The organism is Affinirhizobium helianthi, from assembly GCF_042680945.1.
Taxonomy (GTDB): Bacteria; Pseudomonadota; Alphaproteobacteria; order Rhizobiales; family Rhizobiaceae; genus Neorhizobium; species Neorhizobium helianthi.
In genome coordinates this window covers 163,690-180,887 of sequence record NZ_JBHUEQ010000003.1, presented here as the reverse complement: position 1 = coordinate 180,887, position 17,198 = coordinate 163,690, and the positions used below count along the sequence as shown (strand labels likewise).

20 protein-coding genes are annotated in these 17,198 nt (G+C 58.0%); 11 read left to right on the top strand and 9 right to left on the bottom strand.

What is annotated here, in order from left to right; translation table 11 throughout:
* Positions 1-2 precede the first annotated feature (2 nt).
* The gene (locus ACFSE1_RS01460) at positions 3-428 is read left to right on the top strand and encodes an NUDIX domain-containing protein (RefSeq protein ID WP_377395496.1); all 426 of its coding nucleotides are present in this window, start codon (positions 3-5) and stop codon (positions 426-428) included.
* Between the two features lie 12 nt (positions 429-440).
* Here ACFSE1_RS01460 and ACFSE1_RS01455 read toward each other — a convergent pair whose 3' ends face one another.
* The 7 genes from ACFSE1_RS01455 to ACFSE1_RS01425 are packed head-to-tail and all read right to left on the bottom strand — an operon-like array spanning position 441 to position 6,100.
* Entirely contained in the window at positions 441-782 is a 342-nt protein-coding gene (locus ACFSE1_RS01455) for a TfoX/Sxy family protein (RefSeq protein WP_377395493.1), read from the bottom strand.
* Positions 783-785: 3 nt separating this feature from the next.
* Positions 786-2,420, bottom strand: coding sequence for an NTP transferase domain-containing protein (locus ACFSE1_RS01450; RefSeq protein ID WP_377395490.1), 1,635 nt, complete (start codon positions 2,418-2,420; stop codon positions 786-788).
* The gene (locus ACFSE1_RS01445) at positions 2,417-3,115 is read right to left on the bottom strand and encodes an XdhC family protein (RefSeq protein WP_377395487.1); all 699 of its coding nucleotides are present in this window, start codon (positions 3,113-3,115) and stop codon (positions 2,417-2,419) included. Before ACFSE1_RS01445 ends, ACFSE1_RS01450 begins: the two co-directional genes overlap by 4 nt.
* Positions 3,115-3,432, bottom strand: coding sequence for an XdhC family protein (locus ACFSE1_RS01440; protein ID WP_377395485.1), 318 nt, complete (start codon positions 3,430-3,432; stop codon positions 3,115-3,117). Before ACFSE1_RS01440 ends, ACFSE1_RS01445 begins: the two co-directional genes overlap by 1 nt.
* Positions 3,419-4,690: a vWA domain-containing protein gene (locus tag ACFSE1_RS01435; protein ID WP_377395482.1), complete on the bottom strand. Its 1,272-nt coding sequence runs from the start codon at positions 4,688-4,690 to the stop codon at positions 3,419-3,421. Before ACFSE1_RS01435 ends, ACFSE1_RS01440 begins: the two co-directional genes overlap by 14 nt.
* Before the next feature lie 4 nt (positions 4,691-4,694).
* Positions 4,695-5,624 carry an AAA family ATPase gene (locus ACFSE1_RS01430; protein WP_377395479.1) on the bottom strand — a complete coding sequence of 310 codons (930 nt, stop codon included), beginning with the start codon at positions 5,622-5,624 and terminating at the stop codon, positions 4,695-4,697.
* A 26-nt stretch (positions 5,625-5,650) separates the two neighbouring features.
* The gene (locus ACFSE1_RS01425; RefSeq protein WP_377396541.1) at positions 5,651-6,100 is read right to left on the bottom strand and encodes a flavin reductase family protein; all 450 of its coding nucleotides are present in this window, start codon (positions 6,098-6,100) and stop codon (positions 5,651-5,653) included.
* 192 nt (positions 6,101-6,292) lie between these two features.
* Between ACFSE1_RS01425 and ACFSE1_RS01420 the strand changes: the two genes are divergently transcribed.
* The 4 genes from ACFSE1_RS01420 (at position 6,293) to purB (ending at position 10,055) form a co-directional block, all read left to right on the top strand.
* Entirely contained in the window at positions 6,293-7,384 is a 1,092-nt protein-coding gene (locus ACFSE1_RS01420) for a branched-chain amino acid ABC transporter substrate-binding protein (protein WP_377395476.1), read from the top strand.
* 134 nt (positions 7,385-7,518) lie between these two features.
* A complete protein-coding gene (gene rpe / locus ACFSE1_RS01415) occupies positions 7,519-8,196 on the top strand; it encodes a ribulose-phosphate 3-epimerase (protein WP_377395473.1) in 678 nt (225 codons plus the stop codon).
* Between the two features lie 50 nt (positions 8,197-8,246).
* Positions 8,247-8,693, top strand: a complete 447-nt coding sequence (locus ACFSE1_RS01410) for a hypothetical protein (protein WP_377395470.1) — start codon at positions 8,247-8,249, stop codon at positions 8,691-8,693.
* Positions 8,694-8,753: 60 nt separating this feature from the next.
* Positions 8,754-10,055, top strand: a complete 1,302-nt coding sequence (purB, locus tag ACFSE1_RS01405; RefSeq protein WP_377395467.1) for an adenylosuccinate lyase — start codon at positions 8,754-8,756, stop codon at positions 10,053-10,055.
* A 63-nt stretch (positions 10,056-10,118) separates the two neighbouring features.
* On the opposite strand, the gene ACFSE1_RS01400 is transcribed toward purB, so the two are convergent.
* Entirely contained in the window at positions 10,119-11,774 is a 1,656-nt protein-coding gene (locus ACFSE1_RS01400) for a tannase/feruloyl esterase family alpha/beta hydrolase (protein WP_377395464.1), read from the bottom strand.
* A 144-nt stretch (positions 11,775-11,918) separates the two neighbouring features.
* On the opposite strand from ACFSE1_RS01400, the gene ACFSE1_RS01395 reads away from it, so the two are divergent.
* Positions 11,919-12,473, top strand: coding sequence for an RBBP9/YdeN family alpha/beta hydrolase (locus tag ACFSE1_RS01395; protein WP_377395461.1), 555 nt, complete (start codon positions 11,919-11,921; stop codon positions 12,471-12,473).
* A 199-nt stretch (positions 12,474-12,672) separates the two neighbouring features.
* Entirely contained in the window at positions 12,673-14,343 is a 1,671-nt protein-coding gene (locus tag ACFSE1_RS01390; RefSeq protein ID WP_377395458.1) for a sensor domain-containing protein, read from the top strand.
* Position 14,344: 1 nt separating this feature from the next.
* On the opposite strand, the gene ACFSE1_RS01385 is transcribed toward ACFSE1_RS01390, so the two are convergent.
* A complete protein-coding gene (locus ACFSE1_RS01385) occupies positions 14,345-14,665 on the bottom strand; it encodes an ATPase inhibitor subunit zeta (RefSeq protein ID WP_377395455.1) in 321 nt (106 codons plus the stop codon).
* A 232-nt stretch (positions 14,666-14,897) separates the two neighbouring features.
* Between ACFSE1_RS01385 and purC the strand changes: the two genes are divergently transcribed.
* The 4 genes from purC (at position 14,898) to ACFSE1_RS01365 (ending at position 17,154) form a co-directional block, all read left to right on the top strand.
* A complete protein-coding gene (gene purC / locus ACFSE1_RS01380; protein WP_377395453.1) occupies positions 14,898-15,662 on the top strand; it encodes a phosphoribosylaminoimidazolesuccinocarboxamide synthase in 765 nt (254 codons plus the stop codon).
* Positions 15,663-15,680: 18 nt separating this feature from the next.
* Entirely contained in the window at positions 15,681-15,923 is a 243-nt protein-coding gene (gene purS, locus ACFSE1_RS01375) for a phosphoribosylformylglycinamidine synthase subunit PurS (RefSeq protein WP_377395450.1), read from the top strand.
* A 141-nt stretch (positions 15,924-16,064) separates the two neighbouring features.
* A complete protein-coding gene (gene purQ / locus ACFSE1_RS01370) occupies positions 16,065-16,736 on the top strand; it encodes a phosphoribosylformylglycinamidine synthase subunit PurQ (protein ID WP_377395447.1) in 672 nt (223 codons plus the stop codon).
* 28 nt (positions 16,737-16,764) lie between these two features.
* The gene (locus ACFSE1_RS01365) at positions 16,765-17,154 is read left to right on the top strand and encodes a hypothetical protein (RefSeq protein ID WP_377395445.1); all 390 of its coding nucleotides are present in this window, start codon (positions 16,765-16,767) and stop codon (positions 17,152-17,154) included.
* Positions 17,155-17,198 lie beyond the last annotated feature (44 nt).

Sequence of the window (17,198 nt, the reverse complement as noted above, 5' to 3'; positions counted from 1 at the left end):
CCTTGGCCGCCGGTCTCCCAGGCGTTGACTTTCCCGGTCTCGGCACAGGGCTTGTTATCGTTCGCGGTGACGGCAAGCTGCTGCTCTACAAGCGTGTGAAGGCACCCGAAGCCGGCCACTGGAACATCGTGGGCGGCAAGGTTGATCACATGGAGCATTCCTCCGTTGCTGCAAAGCGCGAAGCCGAAGAAGAAACCGGTCTGAAGATCGGTTCCGTTCGGTTTCTTTGCCTTTCCGAGCAATTGATCGAAGCGGATCGCCAGCATTGGATCTCTGTGATCTATCTGGCGGAAGATGTGGCTGGCGAAGCTCGGCTTGCAGAGCCGGACAAGCTATCGGAATTTGGCTGGTTTTCCCCGGATAAGCTTCCCTCTCCCTTGTCGGCATTTGCGAAAGCTGCGGTCGCAGCACTCGCTGCAAATCCGTAATCGCGTGATGCTTCAGCGCTTCCTGCTGCCCGACTTGGTGGCAGCTCTTTCGCCTGCCTCGCAGGCCAATCTTGCCCAGCGCACCATCAGGTCTGGATCGTCCAAAGCCTCGTCAGGCACGGACCAATAGGGCATGAGCACAGGCTTGCCGCGCTTTCCTTCATAAGACCATTGCCGCGCACCGGCAGCGGCAAAAAGCGGTGCGCTTTCCTCATCCGCCTTCAACAAAACCTCATCGTTCAGGTCTATGGCGAAGATCACGCCGTGGCGGTAGATGCCTTTGCCGCCGAACATGCGGCGAATGGTAATGGGCGCAACAGCTTCGAACATTTCCTCAAGCGCTTCATTGTCCATAGCTTATCCCCGCAAAACGCCGCCTGCTCTTTCAACCGCCTCCGCCGTGTCTACATCGAGATGAGCTGCCTCACCAATTTCAATATCGACAACAGGCAAGCCACAGGTCTCAATCACCTGACGCGCCCCAACATCGCCTTCCAGAAGCGCAATTTCTGAAAAGGTCACGCGCGGCAGAATGACGGGATTACCACGCTTTCCGCCCGCAGACGCACGAATGATGGCACGCCCTTGCAACCTTCGAAAGGCCGCCACCAGCGCCGCGAGATCATCCTCGGAAACGGCGGGCATATCGGCAAGAAGCACCATGACGCCAGCGACATTCTTGAAGGCTTCGGCCAACAGGCCGGATTTGATTGAACTCGCCATGCCGGAGGCAAAAGCCTCGTTGCGCACACACTCGATGGGCAAATCGGCAAGCGCGGCCTCGACATCCGCCGCGCGAAAGCCGGTAACGGCCACCAGAGGCCCAGCCTGTGTGGCAAGGGCACGTTGGGCCATCCGCCGCACCAGCGGCACACCATCGAACTCAGCCAGAAGTTTATGGCCCGCACCGCCCATGCGGCGTGCCTGCCCCGCTGCCATCAGCATCATGCCGACCGATAGCTCCTCTCCCTTCCAAGGGGAGATTTCACGCGGTTGCGGCCTGCTGGGAATTTCCATCAACAACCCTCCAACACCCCAACCCGTCAGTTCATTGCGTGAAAGTGTGAGACCGCACAACAGTCGATCCAGCACCCAGTCGAAGCCATTTTCCTTAGGTGACCGGGCACAACCTGGTGCCGCAATCAGAGGGACATCGCCTTTATGCCCCAGCACAAGGAGATTGCCCGGATCGACCGGAAGCCCCACCTGATCGACAACGCCACCCGCCATGCGCATTGCGCTCGGCAGAACATCTTCAGCATCACACACTGCGGATGCACCAAACAGCACGATCATTTTGGGACCGGAGCCATCCATGTCGGCCAGCGCATCCAGAATAGCCTGCGCAACCGCCTTTTCATCATGCGCCACACGCCGCTCCGAAACGATCACGCTGCCGGAAGCAGCCAGTCTTCGCTGCAAAAGTTGCGCCGTCTTATCGAGAACCGAACCCTTCAACACCGGCAATTGCGTCTGGATCAGCGCGACGGAATACTGCCTGTAGGCTTTGACGTGCATGAAGCTCTCTCCCGCCGCCAAAGCCGCAGCCAATTCAACCTTTGCACCGTCCACCGCCAATGGGATGATCTTGATCGTTGCGACCATATCTCCCGCCTTCACGGGTGCTGCATCTTTCAGGCAGGCAAGGGTAATGGCTGGGTCCACAGTGTTGAATGCATCCACCTGCGCTTTATCGACGGTGAACAGCCCATTGGCGCTTGCGTAGAAATTCACCCGGCCGGTTGCAGGTGCCGATGCATCAATATTCTCCGCTCTGATGGCCGAGGCAAGCGCACCAGCCGCCTCGTCCTCCGTCATGTCGCCGGGTTCCAGTTTCGCCACGACGACCTCTTCGATGCCATTGTCCCGCAGAAGCTGCACACAGGTCGAAGTCAGAATTGTCCCCTTCGGCAGGCGGCCTTGCGGATGTGCAACGCCGTGCGCGAGCAACGCACCCTCCGCCTCAGCCAGAGGCACAGGCCCGAACTTCATGCGCTTCTCCCCGGCAGCGCGCGAAGGCGAAAGGATTGTACAATCTCTGCCATAATGGCGAGGGCAATTTCCTCGGGGGTTGAAGCCCCTATATCGAGCCCGATGGGTGCCTTGATGCGGCCGATCTCTTCCTCTGCCAGCCCCATGTGTCGCAATCGCTCAACACGCTTTGCATGGGTTTTGCGGCTGCCTAATGCCCCGACATAAAAGCAATTGCGGCGCAGCGCTTGCGCCAGTGCGGCATCGTCGATCTTCGGATCGTGGGTCACAGCAGCAAGCGCGGTGTGGGCGTCCAGCGGCGTCTTTGCCAGCACATCTTCCGGCCAGTCGGCAATCAGATCCACGCCTGCAAACCGCTCGGGCGTGGCGAAGGCCGTGCGAGGATCTACGATCGTCAGATCGAAGGAAAGCATGGGCGCCAAGCGCGCCAGTACTTGTGTGATGTGAACGGCACCGATGGCAACAATACGCGGCGGCGGCAGGTGAACATTGAGAAAGACCTCGCCGGTCTCTGTCTGGCAGAGGCCGGATCTGCCGCTGCGGAAGGCAGTTTCGACGGAAGAGGCAAGTTCGCCCGCAACCGCCTCACCTTCCTCAACAATCTCGGTCAAGCCAGACGCGAGATGCGTCAGCACCACAATGGCCTGCCGCTTCTCCCGCGCCTGATTGATGCGCTTCAAGATGTCCAACTCCATCAGGAGAGCCTTTCCACGTAAACGCGAATGCGGCCACCACAGGAAAGACCAACGCGCCACGCCGTTTCATCCGCCACGCCAAATTCGAGGATCCTTGCTTGGCCGTGGTCCAACACCTCCAGAGCTTCGGTAATGACCGCGCCTTCCACGCAGCCGCCGGAGACCGAGCCTTCGAACTGACCTTCATCATCAATGACCAGATGGCTACCGACCGGACGGGGTGCGGAACCCCAGGTTTCGATTACGGTCGCCAGTGCCACGTTTCGGCCTGCCTTCTTCCAGTCTTCCGCAATCGTCAAAGGATCAAGTTCGCGCATAAAGATCTCTCCCTTCGAGATAGCGTCTGGGATCATGGTTGCGGCCAGGGCCAGCGGCCCCAAGCGCGGACGCAAGCTCTGCAAGAGAGCTTATGTTGTGCACCGCCCTCAATTCGTCCACATGGGGTATCATCGCCAGAATACCTTTTGCCTTGGCCTCGAAGGCATCGAAACGCAGCAGCGGGTTCAGCCAGATCAGGCGCCGCGCGCTTCTGTGCAAGCGGTCCATTTCCGCTTCCAGTTCTTCCGTGCCTTCACGCTCAAGGCCGTCGGTCATCAACAGCACCACGGCACCGCCGCCCAGAACGCGACGGCCCCATTCCTTGTTGAATCGACGCAGCGACAGCCCGATGCGGGTTCCGCCAGACCAGTCCTCCACGGCATTCACACAGGCAGCCAATGCCTCATCCGGGTCACGCTGGCGAAGCATCCGCGTCACGTTGGTGAGCCTTGTCCCAAAGAGAAAGACATGCATGCGCCTGCGTCGCTCCATCAGGGCATGGCAGAAGTGCAGCAGAATGCGGGAATATTGGCTCATAGAGCCGGAAATATCGATCAGGATGACGAGAGGCGGTTCACGCCGGCGCACCTCTCTGAATTTCGGCAGAAGAATATGACCGCCGCTGCGCATGGCCTGGCGAAGAGTTGCCCGCGCATCAATCCTGCCGGGGCATCTCGCCGGAGTAAACCGCCGCGTTGGTACGGTCTGTAGTGGCAGCGCGAGCGACGCGATGATTGTTCTTGCCTCAGCCAGTTCCGCTGCCGACATCTGGGCGAAATCCGCCTTCCGCAGAACTTCCGAAACGGAGGCGGTGAAGCGGGCATCCGTCTCAATTTCCTCTACCTGCTTCTCCGATTGAGCTTCGCGGTGCTTGGCAACCAGCGCATCGCTGACACGAGAGGCGGCGGGTCTCGGCTTCTCCTTCTCGTGAGTGGCCGCAGCACGCGGCGACATCATCTGGATCATTTTTTCGATCAGATCGCGCCGCCGCCAGAACAGCCGGAAGGCTTCATCGAAAACGGCAACGTCCTCACGGCGCTTGACGAATATGGATTCCAGAGCCGCTCGAAACTCCTCGCGCGAGCCGATACCGACCAGCCGCGCCGCTTCCACCGCATCGAGTGTCGATTGCGGCGACGTCTTCAAACCCGCTCGACGCAGCACGCGGGAGAAATGCAGGATGTTCTCTGCAAGCTTTCCTTCTCCCGGCGGCACCGGCGGCAAGATCGCTCCATCACGAGGTGCCAGACCGCTCATCGGCTCATCCCGCAGCCCGAAGTTCCGCCTGAACCTCTGACAGGATGCGCGCGCCCTCCCCACCCTTGATGCGTGCGATGTCATCCTGATACTTGAGCAAGGTCCCCAGCGTATCCGCAATCGTTTCGGGGTCCAGTGCCAGACGATCCAGCTCCGTCAGCGCCGTTGCCCAATCTATCGTTTCGGCGACCCCGGGATTCTTGAACAGATCGACCATACGCAGCTTTTGCACATAAGCGACAACCTCTCGCGAGAGCGCTTCCGCCGCCTGCGGCACCTTGCGTTGCAGGATTGCCATTTCCTGCGCCGCATCAGGATAGTCCACCCAATGATAGAGGCAGCGACGCTTCAGCGCGTCATGAATTTCGCGCGTGCGGTTGGTTGTGATGATGACAATTGGCGGCTCAGCCGCGCGGATAGTGCCAAGTTCAGGTATCGTGACCTGATAATCGGAAAGCACTTCCAGCAGGAAGGCTTCAAACGCCTCGTCTGTCCGATCCAGTTCATCGATCAGAAATACAGGAGCAACCTCGCCTTCCTGCGACAAGGCTTGAAGCACCGGCCTGCGGATCAGGTGACGCTGCGAATAGAGACTGGCCTCGATCCGCTCCCTGTCATCAAGGCCCGCAGCTTCGGACAGGCGAATATCCAGCATCTGCGCCGGGAAGTTCCATTCGTACACCGCCGAGGAGATATCGAGGCCCTCATAGCACTGCATACGAATGAGCGGGCGATGAAGCGCCTTGGCCAGCGCCTTGGCGATTTCCGTCTTGCCGACACCTGCCTCGCCCTCGAGAAAGAGAGGACGCTTCATCCTCAGCGCAAGAAAGACGACCGTGGCGAGGCTGCGCCCCGCCAGATAATTCTGCTGCCCCAGCAGGTCGATCGTATCATCGATCGACGCTGGCACCTGATGCACACGCTCCTCAGCCATACGTCCTCCCAACGTTAAAGAGGATGCTACATTGCGTGGAAGGAACGGTCCAGATAGATCAACGGCGAGGCTGCCGGTCCCAGATGCATGGCCACCACGGTGCCGATCATGACGAAATGCGTTGCGATTCGGCGGATTTCCAGAAGCCTGCAGTCAAAGGCGGCAACCGCATCGGTCAGGATCGGAGCGCCGGTGGAAAGCGTGGTCCACTGCCCGAGCGCGAACCGATCCTCGGTGGGGAGGTTTTCGAAACCGGCAAGGGCACGCGCAAGAGGCTGGTGATGGACGGCCAGCGCATTGAGCGCAAAGCGGCCGCTTTCCTCAAAGATCAGGTTTTTTGCGTTGTCGGCGTTAAGGCAGGCCAGCACGGTGGCAGGACTATCCGAAATGGAGCAGGCCGCCGTTGCAGTCACCCCGCGTCGCACACCATTCCATTCGGTCGTTACCGCTTGAACATGGCCTGCATAACGCGCCATTCCATCCCGGTAGATAGCTGGATCGACGGCCTCATTCGTCAGCCTCTCGGAAACTGTCACTCATATCCTCCCGGCGGTCATGCGCCATATTGGTCGATCTATCGGTTCGAATGGCGGAGCTTTTCCACGCAAGCCTGCCACTGTCTACCGAATTCCTTTGACGCCGTCATCGCAGCCGCTAAATGTTGCCCCATGCGCGCAAGACCGAACGCCTCTTTTCACATCCTGGGCATCACCGCCTTCTCGCTTCTGCTGACGGCGAAGCTTGCCGGAGCAGCGACGATTGGAATCGTCGCCCCCCAGACTGGTCCCTACGCATCGTTGGGCGAACAGATCATACGCGGCGCATCCGCCGCTCTTGGTGTTCAGGACCGGGCTGTGACCATTCACGAAACATGCGAGCCCGGTAGCGGCAAGGCAATTGCCGAACAGCTGCGCAACGAGGGCATTGAAATCGCAATCGGTTTTCTATGCGTGGAAACGCTGGCCGATGTTCTACCGGAGCTGAAGGACAGCCAGATTCCGGCCATGACTGTTGCCGTCCGCTCCCGCCTTCTTGCGGAAGACGCGCAACGCAACGGATGGCCCTTCTTTCGTCTTGCCCCGGCAGACGGGCAGGAAGCCGCGGCCATGGCGGATGCTGTTCTCACGCACTGGCAGAACCAGTCCGTCGCCTTGGTGGATGATGGAACAATCTACGCCCGCGACCTCATCTCCGCCGTTCGCCAGAAACTGGAAGCAGGTGGCATAAAGCCGGTGTTTGTCGATACCTTCCGTCCAGGTCAGGAACAGCAGCTTGCTCTGGTGCGCAGGCTGGCAAAGGCAGGCGCAACCCGTGTCGTCGTTGGCGGCGATCGCTCCGATGTCGCAATCATGGCCCGTGATGCACAGAAGGAAGGCTCCAGCCTCGTCTTTATGGGCGGCGATGTGATGAGAGCAGCGAACCGGCCCGTGCCCTTAAGCGATGGCGTGCTGGCGGTGGCCCTGCCCGATTATGCGAAGCTGCCGGATGCGGATGATGCGGTGTCGATCATGCAGATCGCCGACTTCGTGCCCGAGGGCTATGCCCTGCCCGCCTATGCTGCTGTACAGACGGTCATCGCCGCAGCGGAAAAGGCGAAAGGCGAAGATAAACGCCTGGAAAGCGCGCTGCACGGAACAAGCTTCAACACCGCCATCGGCACCATCAGCTTTCAGCAGAACGGCGAACTGGCAGACAATCCCTTCCGTCTGCAAGAGTGGCGACACGGCGGATGGCTACCCTTCGATCAGGTGACCGAGTAGGGCCTAACACGTGGATAACTCGCCCCCGCACCTGCATGCACCGTAACGCTCGTTAACAATGCCCCCATTGCGGTGATTGTACCTCGCTTGGCGCAGTGGTAGAGGGCTGCAACGAACTGCGCTGGAGGAAGATGATGCCTGCACCCGTCCTTATTGCACCTTCGGTCCTGGCTGCCGATTTCTCGAAGCTGGGTCAGGAGGTCCGAGATGTCGTTGCGGCGGGTGCCGATTGGATCCATCTCGACGTTATGGATGGGCATTTCGTACCCAATATCTCCTTCGGTCCCGATGTCATCAAATCGCTGCGCCCACACACGGATGCCTATTTCGACTGCCATCTGATGATTGCACCGGCAGATCCCTATCTGGAAGCCTTCGCCAAGGCTGGCTGCGACAGCATTACCGTTCATGCAGAAGCAAGCCCTCATCTTCACCGCTCGCTGCAGACCATCCGCGCACTTGGTAAGAAGGTGGGCGTAACCCTTAATCCTGCGACACCGCTCTCCGTTCTGGAAAACGTGCTCGACGATGTGGATCTGATCCTCATCATGAGTGTCAATCCAGGCTTTGGCGGCCAGAAATTCATTCCCGCGATGAACGAAAAGATCCGGTCGGCCCGCGCGCTCATCGGCAAGCGGCCCATTGATCTGCAGGTCGATGGCGGCATCACGGTGGATACAATTGGCGCTGCAACGGAAGCGGGCGCCAATGTCTTCGTTGCTGGGTCGGCGGTCTTCAAGGGCAATAGCGTCGAAAGCTACAAGGCCAATATTGACGCCCTGCGCAAGGCGGCGGAAGGCGGCGCGAAGTGAGAACAAGGGCGGACGCGACAAACAAGTGCCGCGTCAGCCCGCAACGACTTGTGCTTTATGCGCTCTGTTGGGGCGTCGTCTGCGCCCTGCTCGTTGTTCTGAATCTATTCTTGGCCGGTCGGCTCGCCACGCTGCACCTTCCCTCGCTGCTGGCAGTATTTTCCGCTGGCGGTGCGGCGGGCTGGCTGCTCTCCGCTCTCCTGCTCCTGGCGGGCCAATCGTTTCTACGGGGCAGGTTTCTGCGCTTTGCCCTCGCCTTCCTGCTGCTGTTCTGTACGACGCTTTTCCTGACGTCCGGATTGTTCGCCCTTCACTATCGCTCATTCTACGCGCAGTGGCACGCAGACGCGTTCAGCAGAGACTGGATTCTCCAGTTCATTTTCACCTCCGCATCAGCAACATATCAGTTCTTCGTCATAGGAACGCGCCTGTTCGGAGTGGCATCCATTCCTGCTTTCCTGGCGGGAAGCGCCATTCTTATCAGGTCCATCCGTTGAGATTGGCACCTTCCTTTGGTAAAGCGGGCCAACTTACACAGCCGCAAGGAACGAGCTTAAATGATCCCGCGCTATTCCCGGCCAGAAATGGTCGCCATCTGGTCCCCCGAAACCAAGTTCCGCATCTGGTTTGAAATCGAAGCTCATGCTTGCGATGCCCTGGCAGAGCTTGGCGTGATCCCGAAGGAATCTGCCCGGACGATTTGGGAAAAAGGTGGTGCAGCAGAGTTCAATGTTGCCCGCATTGACGAGATCGAAGCCGTTACCAAGCACGACGTTATTGCCTTCCTCACCCATTTGGCCGAGTTCATCGGGCCGGATAGCCGCTTCGTGCATCAGGGCATGACATCCTCCGACGTGCTCGATACGACGCTCAACATCCAGCTGGTTCGCGCCGCAGACCTTCTGTTGGCAGATATGGACCGCGTTCTGAATGCGTTGAAGACCCGCGCATTCGAGCACAAGGATACGATCCGCATCGGCCGCAGCCACGGCATCCATGCCGAACCAACCACCATGGGCCTTACCTTCGCGCGCTTCTATGCCGAGATGCACCGCAACCGCGAACGCCTCGTCAATGCCCGCGCCGAAATCGCAACCGGTGCCATTTCAGGCGCTGTCGGCACTTTTGCAAACATTGATCCGCGCGTCGAAGAACATGTCTGCGCAAAGCTTGGCCTGAAGCCGGAGCCGGTATCGACGCAGGTTATCCCGCGCGATCGTCACGCGATGTTCTTTGCCACGCTCGGCGTCATTGCCTCGTCGATCGAAAACGTCGCCATCGAAATTCGCCACATGCAGCGCACCGAGGTTCTGGAAGCGGAAGAATTCTTCTCGCCCGGCCAGAAGGGCTCCTCTGCAATGCCCCACAAACGCAATCCGGTGCTGACCGAAAACCTCACGGGCCTTGCACGGCTTGTGCGCATGGCAGTCACGCCTGCCATGGAAAACGTTGCCCTCTGGCACGAGCGCGACATTTCGCACTCCTCCGTGGAGCGCGGCATCGGTCCAGACACCACCATTACACTGGATTTCGCACTGAACCGTCTGGCTAACGTTATCGAGAAGCTGGTCATCTACCCGGACAATATGCTCAAGAATCTCAACAAGTTCCGTGGGCTTGTTCATTCTCAGCGTGTTCTGCTTGCGCTTACGCAAGCTGGCGTCTCTCGTGAGGATGCCTACCGCCTCGTACAGCGCAACGCGATGAAGGTCTGGGAGCAGGGCAAGGACTTCCTTGAGGAACTGCTGGCCGACCAGGAAGTGCGCGCTGCACTTTCCGAAGATGCACTGCGCGAGAAGTTCGACCTTGGCTACCATACCAAGCATGTCGACACGATCTTCAAGCGCGTCTTCGGCTGAGCATATCAGCAAGCGGCGGCCATAATCCGCCGCTTGCTTTCTATCGATATTCAAAGCAGCGCTTTACTCGCAGCGATACCGCGCATCATCCTTCGCGTCAGCGATGCCCGATGCTTTTGCGATCTGCGGATAAGGGCAATAGATTGTCTTTGTACCGACGAGTTTCCCCGCCTCCTTATTTTCGGAACTGATGCCAGCGGATACCGCTTGCGGTGCCTCGCCCTTTTCCACCCACGCCACCAGCGGCGAAAAGAAGTCGAAATCGTCGAAGGACGGTCCGCCCGCACCATGCGGCATGCCGGGGATGCGGTAAAGGCGAACGAAATCACTCGCTGTATTGGCATTATTGACGTTAAGCTTCCGGTACCAGTTAATCGTATCAACCACGGAGAACACTGGGTCGGCCTCACCGTGGAAGACGATCATCTTGTTGCCAGCATCACGAAATGCCTCAAGTTTCGGGTTGTCAGAACTTGGCGGGATCATGAACTCCGCAGCTGACTCCTTGAATTTGCCGCTGGTGGCAAAAATCTTGGGCGCATCCTTATCGAAGTCGAACTTTGCCAGAAATTCAACCAGGTCATCCGGCGTTCCGCCAACCGGAACCGGCGGTGTCGTGAAAATCTGTGCCAGTGAAGCGGCACCCATCACGCTGATGATTGGCCGCTTGCCCCAGGCTTCCACTGGACTTTCCAGCTTCCAGGTGCGCCAGTTCATTGATGCCATACCAGGATCCCAGGTCCAGCGGCTATAAAGCGCTTCACCCTTGCTATTGACCGGCCCTTGATGGCTTTTGATGACGGCTGCTACCTGCTTTTCGCTCAAGCAACCGGAAGTGCCCTCCTGTTTGCATTGAAGTGTTCTCGGATCAAATTTTGCCTCGCAAGAATCGGCATCCGAAACGAGGCCATCCTCTACTCCGTCCAAGGTGTCGCAGGTTGAAAGAATTGCACCGGCCAACAGTTCCATGTCCTGGCGGGAAAACGCCTTGGCGAGATCAGCGTTCACAGATTGCCAGGCCTGGACATCCCAAGCGTGCTGAATAGCTGCCTTAGGCAGGTTGAAGCCTGGATAGCCAACCAGCAATCCATCAAAAGCGTCCGGCATTCTGCTCGCCGCCATCAAGGCGTGACGCCCGCCGTTCGAACCACCTACGCCATAGGCATGGACAACTGCCTTGCCGTAATACTTCTCAATGAATGCCCGCGCGAGCGGTTGAAGCGTGGCAACGGCTTTGTAACCATAATCCAACCTCGCTTCAGGGTCTAAACCGAATGCCGCACCACCCGCGATACCCTTCTCAGGGTAGGCTTCGCCATCATGTCCTGCATTGCTTGAGATGACTGCAAAGCCACGGGTGAGCGCATTCTGCTTCTTGTCACCACCCATTAGCCGCCCCAAAGCGGGAACGACCACGCCATCATTGCCACCATTGAACTGGTGAACCATGCTGCCATTCCATTGATTTGGAAGCCGTATTTCGAAACGGATTGAGTATGTCTTGCCGTCCACGCCCTTTCGCTCAGGGGTCGAGCCACGTATCAGGCAATGGGCAACAGGAATGCCCTCCGTCGAGGGTGTCGCTACTGCCTCATTGATCACCAGCCCTGGAACCGCCTGGGCGTTACTGAGCGCATCCTCACACGTTTTGGCAGTGGCGGCATCAGCCATGCAGAGCAGCGTCAGAAAAGATACACCTGTACAAATTGCTTGCTTCATAATTTCCCTCCCGGTTTCACCATCGCCACCCCTGCGATGAGAAGATCATAACAAAGAATGAGAAGTAGAGTAGTATGTGTCGCATACAAATTTGGGGCAAATGGCAGGCTTGACGTGAAGGAAATGCGGCAGCACATAAGCGCCATGAAAGCATCAGAAGCAGATATTCTCATCATTCCCGGCTATACCAATTCCGGGCCGGCTCACTGGCAGACACGTTGGGAGTCCAAGCTACAGACCGCGCGCCGCGTTGAGCAGGCCGAATGGTCCAAGCCTGTGCGTGAAGATTGGGTCGCCCGTGTCGCGGAAGAAGTGAATGCCTCCACCCGGCCTGTCGTGCTTGTGGCACATTCGCTCGGCGTGCCGACAGCAATTCATGCCGTTCCCCTGTTTCGCAACAAGGTTGTCGGCGCTTTCTTCGTTGCCCCACCGGATGTGGCCAATCCGGAGATAAGGCCAAAACATCTGATGACATTTGGCCCCTACCCGCGCGATCCATTGCCTTTCCCATCGATTACCATTGCAAGCCGCAATGATCCCTTTGGCAGCTATGAGCACGCCGATGATATTGCCAATGCATGGGGCTCACTGCTGATCGATGCAGGAGAAGCTGGCCATCTGAATGCAGAATCCGGTCATGGTCCATGGCCGGAGGGCACGATGGTATTTGCCAAGTTCCTTGCAAACCTAAAACCCTGAAATCCTGAAACTGCGATTGACGGCGGCAACGAATCTGCGACTGTGTACAGTCGTCGGGCTAAGTTAGGCTGCGCTTAACCTAACCGATTATGGATTACACCTATCCGGAAACGGGGTTGGCTGAGCCGTGGAACTGGGAAATGCACTTCCTGCGACTGCCCAAGGCCGGTTGGCCGCATTTTTGGAATGCGTCGACCATATGCCGTTGGCGACAGCCGTGGTGGAGCCGGATGCCGGTCGCTTTGTGCATGCCAATCGATCCTTCAAGGAGACCTGGTTCACGCCCGGTGCTCGAACGCTGGCCTCGCTGATCGAACAGGAAAATCCGGCAAAGATTGCCAAGCTTCTGTCTCCAGCCCCCCTGGCACCGGACAAGAGCAGAAGCGAGGTTCTTCGCATCTCATTGCCAGAAGGTGGCGTGGCATGGGTGCGGATGTTTGCTCGTCCGTTTCAACTCGATATTGCAGAAAATGCCACGCTGTTGATGGTTCAACTGGTTGACCTCACCAGCGACAAGCGCATGCTGGACGATCTCGTCGCGCGTGAGACACGGTGGAACAGCGCGCTTGTCAGCTCTGCATCCGGAGTTTGGGATCATGACTACCGGGCGGGCAGAAAATATTATTCGCCGACATGGCGGCTGATCCGTGGAATGTCACTGGAAGATCCCCTGCCGCCTTCGAAAGAGGCCTGGCTGGAACTGGTACATCCGGAGGATCGCGCTCATACGCTTTATGCCATGGAACGACAGGAGGCCGGAGACCCGGATTACCTCGTTTTCGCCTATCGCGAAAAGCACAAGGATGGCCATTACGTCTGGATTGAGTGTCGTGGCGCATGCGTCGACCGCGACGAAAGCGGACGGGCGATGCGCGTGGTCGGCACGGACACCGACATTACAAGCCGCAAGGAAACCGAGCAACGCGCAGCCCGGGCCACCCGCCGTCTGGAAATGGCGCTTGCCATTTCCGGTGTTGGTGTGTTCGAAGCGGATCTGACATCCGGCGATGTGGACTGGGACGAGCGCATGTATGAGATATACGGCGTCGACCCAGCCATCAGGATTAACGTTGGCCAGACATGGGAAAGCTTCCTGCATCCTGACGATGCGGCACGCGTTCTCGCACGAGTCGAAACGCATCGCGCGTCACATGATTGCTTCTCGGATCAGTACCGCGTGAGACTGTCGGATGGAACGGAGCGCGTCATCCGCAGCTTCAGCATGATGTTCATCGATGTCGACGGTCACACCAAGCTTGTCGGTGCGAACTGGGATGTGACCCAGGATGTGCAGATGCGTGAAGAGCTTGAGCGGGCAAAGATGCTGGCCGAGGCACGTGCTACAGAACTGGAAGAGACGCGCAGCCAGATCGAGCATAACTCCCTGCACGATTATCTGACGGGCCTGCCCAATCGGCGCTTCCTGGATAGGAGGCTGAAGCAGGAGAGTGAAAGCTGCGCATCGCAGGAACGTGCGCTTGGCGTCCTTCATATTGATCTCGATGCCTTCAAGCAGATCAATGACAGCTTTGGACATAGCGCAGGCGATGCCGTTCTTTGCCATGCTGCAATGGTTCTGAGGGAGGCGGCAGAAGCCACTCGTTTCGCCGCTCGGTTAGGCGGAGACGAGTTCGTCTTGATCGCCCCCTTCACAGGCAGCAAGGCACAATTGGCAGACATTGCCGAGAGCGTCCTGCATGGCCTGCATAAGCCTTTCGTTCATGAGGGCAATCAACTTTGCCTCGGCGCAAGTATAGGAATTGCCTGGGCGGCAGGATCGCGCATCGACTGCAATCAGGTTTTACAGAATGCCGATATTGCGCTCTACCGCGCCAAGGGCAGCGGAAAAAACCGCTACGCATTTTTCTGAGTTAGCCGCTTTTCATCTCTTCGAGAATTTCTTTGAGCAAACCATGCATGCGCGTTGTCAGTTCTGCGTCATCAAGCGGTAGTTTGGCATCATCAAAATCGCGGCGCAATTTCATGAGAAGTTCCGCATCTGACGGATGCTCGATGGCCCAGTTGGCGAGGTTTTCGGCATAAAGAAGAGGATCCTGTTGCCCCAGCACCTCGCCCGCCCAAAGACCGATCATGCGGTTTCTGCGAACCTGAGCCCTGAAGCGGAAGGCTTCCTCAAAGGAGTATTTCAGCTCCTGCGCCTTGGCGCGCTCTTTCAACGAAATTGTATTCATGCTCCGCTCCGCCCGCAGCCCTTTGGTTAAGATAAGGATATCAGAAGAGAATGATGCGCCTCAATATTTGCCGAAGGGTATAGCAACACGGTGAATAAATGCCTCCATCGCGCTTTCAGGCTGCGCCGAAAGGATCAAGCTGCATTGTGAAATGAGAGGATTTCCGTTATTGGACCGCTCAACCGAATTTCCACAGCGCCGCACCGGCGCACGAACAACGAGACAAGAAGTCATGAACCGTCGCCGCCGTATCTACGAGGGCAAGGCCAAGATCCTGTATGAGGGCCCCGAACCGGGTACGCTGATTCAGTTCTTCAAGGATGATGCCACCGCTTTCAACAAGAAGAAGCACGATGTCATCGACGGCAAGGGTGTTCTCAACAACCGTATCTCCGAGTACATCTTCACCCATCTGAACAAGATCGGCATTCCCACCCACTTCATCCGCCGCCTGAACATGCGCGAGCAGTTGATCAAGGAAGTGGAAATGATTCCGCTGGAGATTGTCGTGCGCAATGTCGCCGCGGGCTCTCTCTCGGAACGCCTCGGCATTGAAGAAGGCGTCGTATTGCCGCGTTCCATCATCGAATTCTATTACAAGTCGGACCAGCTCGCGGACCCAATGGTGTCTGAAGAGCACATCACCGCTTTTGGCTGGGCCAATCCGGCCGAGCTGGATGACATCATGGCGCTTGCCATTCGCGTAAACGACTTCCTCTCCGGCCTCTTCCTCGGCGTCGGAATCCAGCTCGTCGATTTCAAGATCGAATGTGGTCGTCTCTTCGAAGGCGACATGATGCGCATTATCCTGGCGGACGAAATCTCGCCGGATAGCTGCCGTCTCTGGGATATCGAGACACGCGAAAAGATGGACAAGGACCGCTTCCGCCGCGATCTGGGCGGATTGCTGGAAGCCTATTCCGAAGTGGCTCGTCGCCTCGGCATCATCAATGAAAACGAACCGATCCGCGGTACGGGTCCGGTTCTCGTACAGTAATCTCTCAGGGAGCAAGCAGTGATCAAGGCACGCGTAACCGTTACTCTGAAGAACGGCGTTCTCGACCCGCAGGGCAAGGCAATTGAAGGCGCGCTCGGCAGTCTCGGCTTTGACGGCGTTCATCAGGTTCGCCAAGGCAAGGTCTTCGACCTCGAATTGGACACTTCCGATCGTGCCAAGGCTGAGGAAGAGCTGAAGGCCATGTGCGAGAAGCTTCTGGCAAACACTGTCATCGAAAACTATTCGATTTCGCTGGCCTGATTGCCCGCACAAGACGGCGCTTCTTCGCAAGGCGCCGCAACTCCCGATCAGGATTGGAAGGCGACTTTGTATCGCCTTCATCGAGGAATAGAGACTTAACTCCCGCTCCTTTTCTGGAGCCAAGGCAAGGTTGAACGCCCCATGAAGTCCGCCGTTGTCCAGTTGCCCGGCCTGAACCGTGACCGCGACATGATTGCTGCCCTGACCCGCATCTCGGGACAGGCGCCCGTTACTGTCTGGCAGACGGAGACCGAAATTCCCGATGTCGACCTCATCGTCATTCCCGGCGGCTTCTCTTACGGCGACTACCTGCGCTGCGGCGCGATTGCAGCGCGTATGCCGGTTATGGAGGCTATCCGTCGCAAGGCCGAAGCAGGCGTAAAGGTCATTGGTGTCTGCAACGGCTTTCAGATTCTCGTGGAAGCGGGCCTGCTGCCCGGCGCATTGATGCGTAACAGCTCACTCAAATTCGTCTGCAAGCAGATCAAGCTGGAAGTGGTGAATGCCGATACGGATTTCACCCGCGCTTACGCTCAGGGCCAGATCATTCGCTGCCCTGTGGCCCATCATGACGGCAATTACTATGTGGACGATGAAACGCTGAAGTCCATGCAGGATAACGGCCAGATCGTATTCCGCTATGCGGAGGGCACGAATCCGAACGGGTCGCTGCTCGATATCGCAGGCGTCATCAACGGCAAGGGCAATGTGCTTGGCATGATGCCCCACCCGGAAAACCTCATTGAAGCGGCACATGGCGGCACGGACGGCAAGGGCATCTTCGCCTCCGCTCTCAACGTTATTGCTGCTTGAAAAGCGCTTCATTATATCAGGATTGAACATGCGCCAGTTGACGTGCAGCCTCGCCCTCTTCGCGACCGTTCTTGCGCTGGCCGCATGTCAATCCAGCAAGCCACGGCCTCCATCAGTCGATCGCGCAGCCCTGCCGACCATGGAACGGGTTGCATTGGCCGCCAATAGCTGCTGGTTCAAATCCGGCGATAGCACCTTCAGGGACTATCGGCTGGCACCGGAGCTGAACTCCTTCTCCGGTCGCCCACGCATTCTGGCAGTCCCCAGGCACAGCCCCGAATCGCGCCCATTGCTGGTTGTACAGGCGGAAGGCAACCCTGCGCGACTCGACGCATTCGGCCCTCTGGCAGACGGCGCGGCAGGCGAGCGAATCAAACGTGATGTGGTTCGCTGGGCAAACGGTGCAAAAAACTGCTGAGTGGCGCAGTTTAGCCCCGAAGCAGCGGCCTTTATACCTTAAAC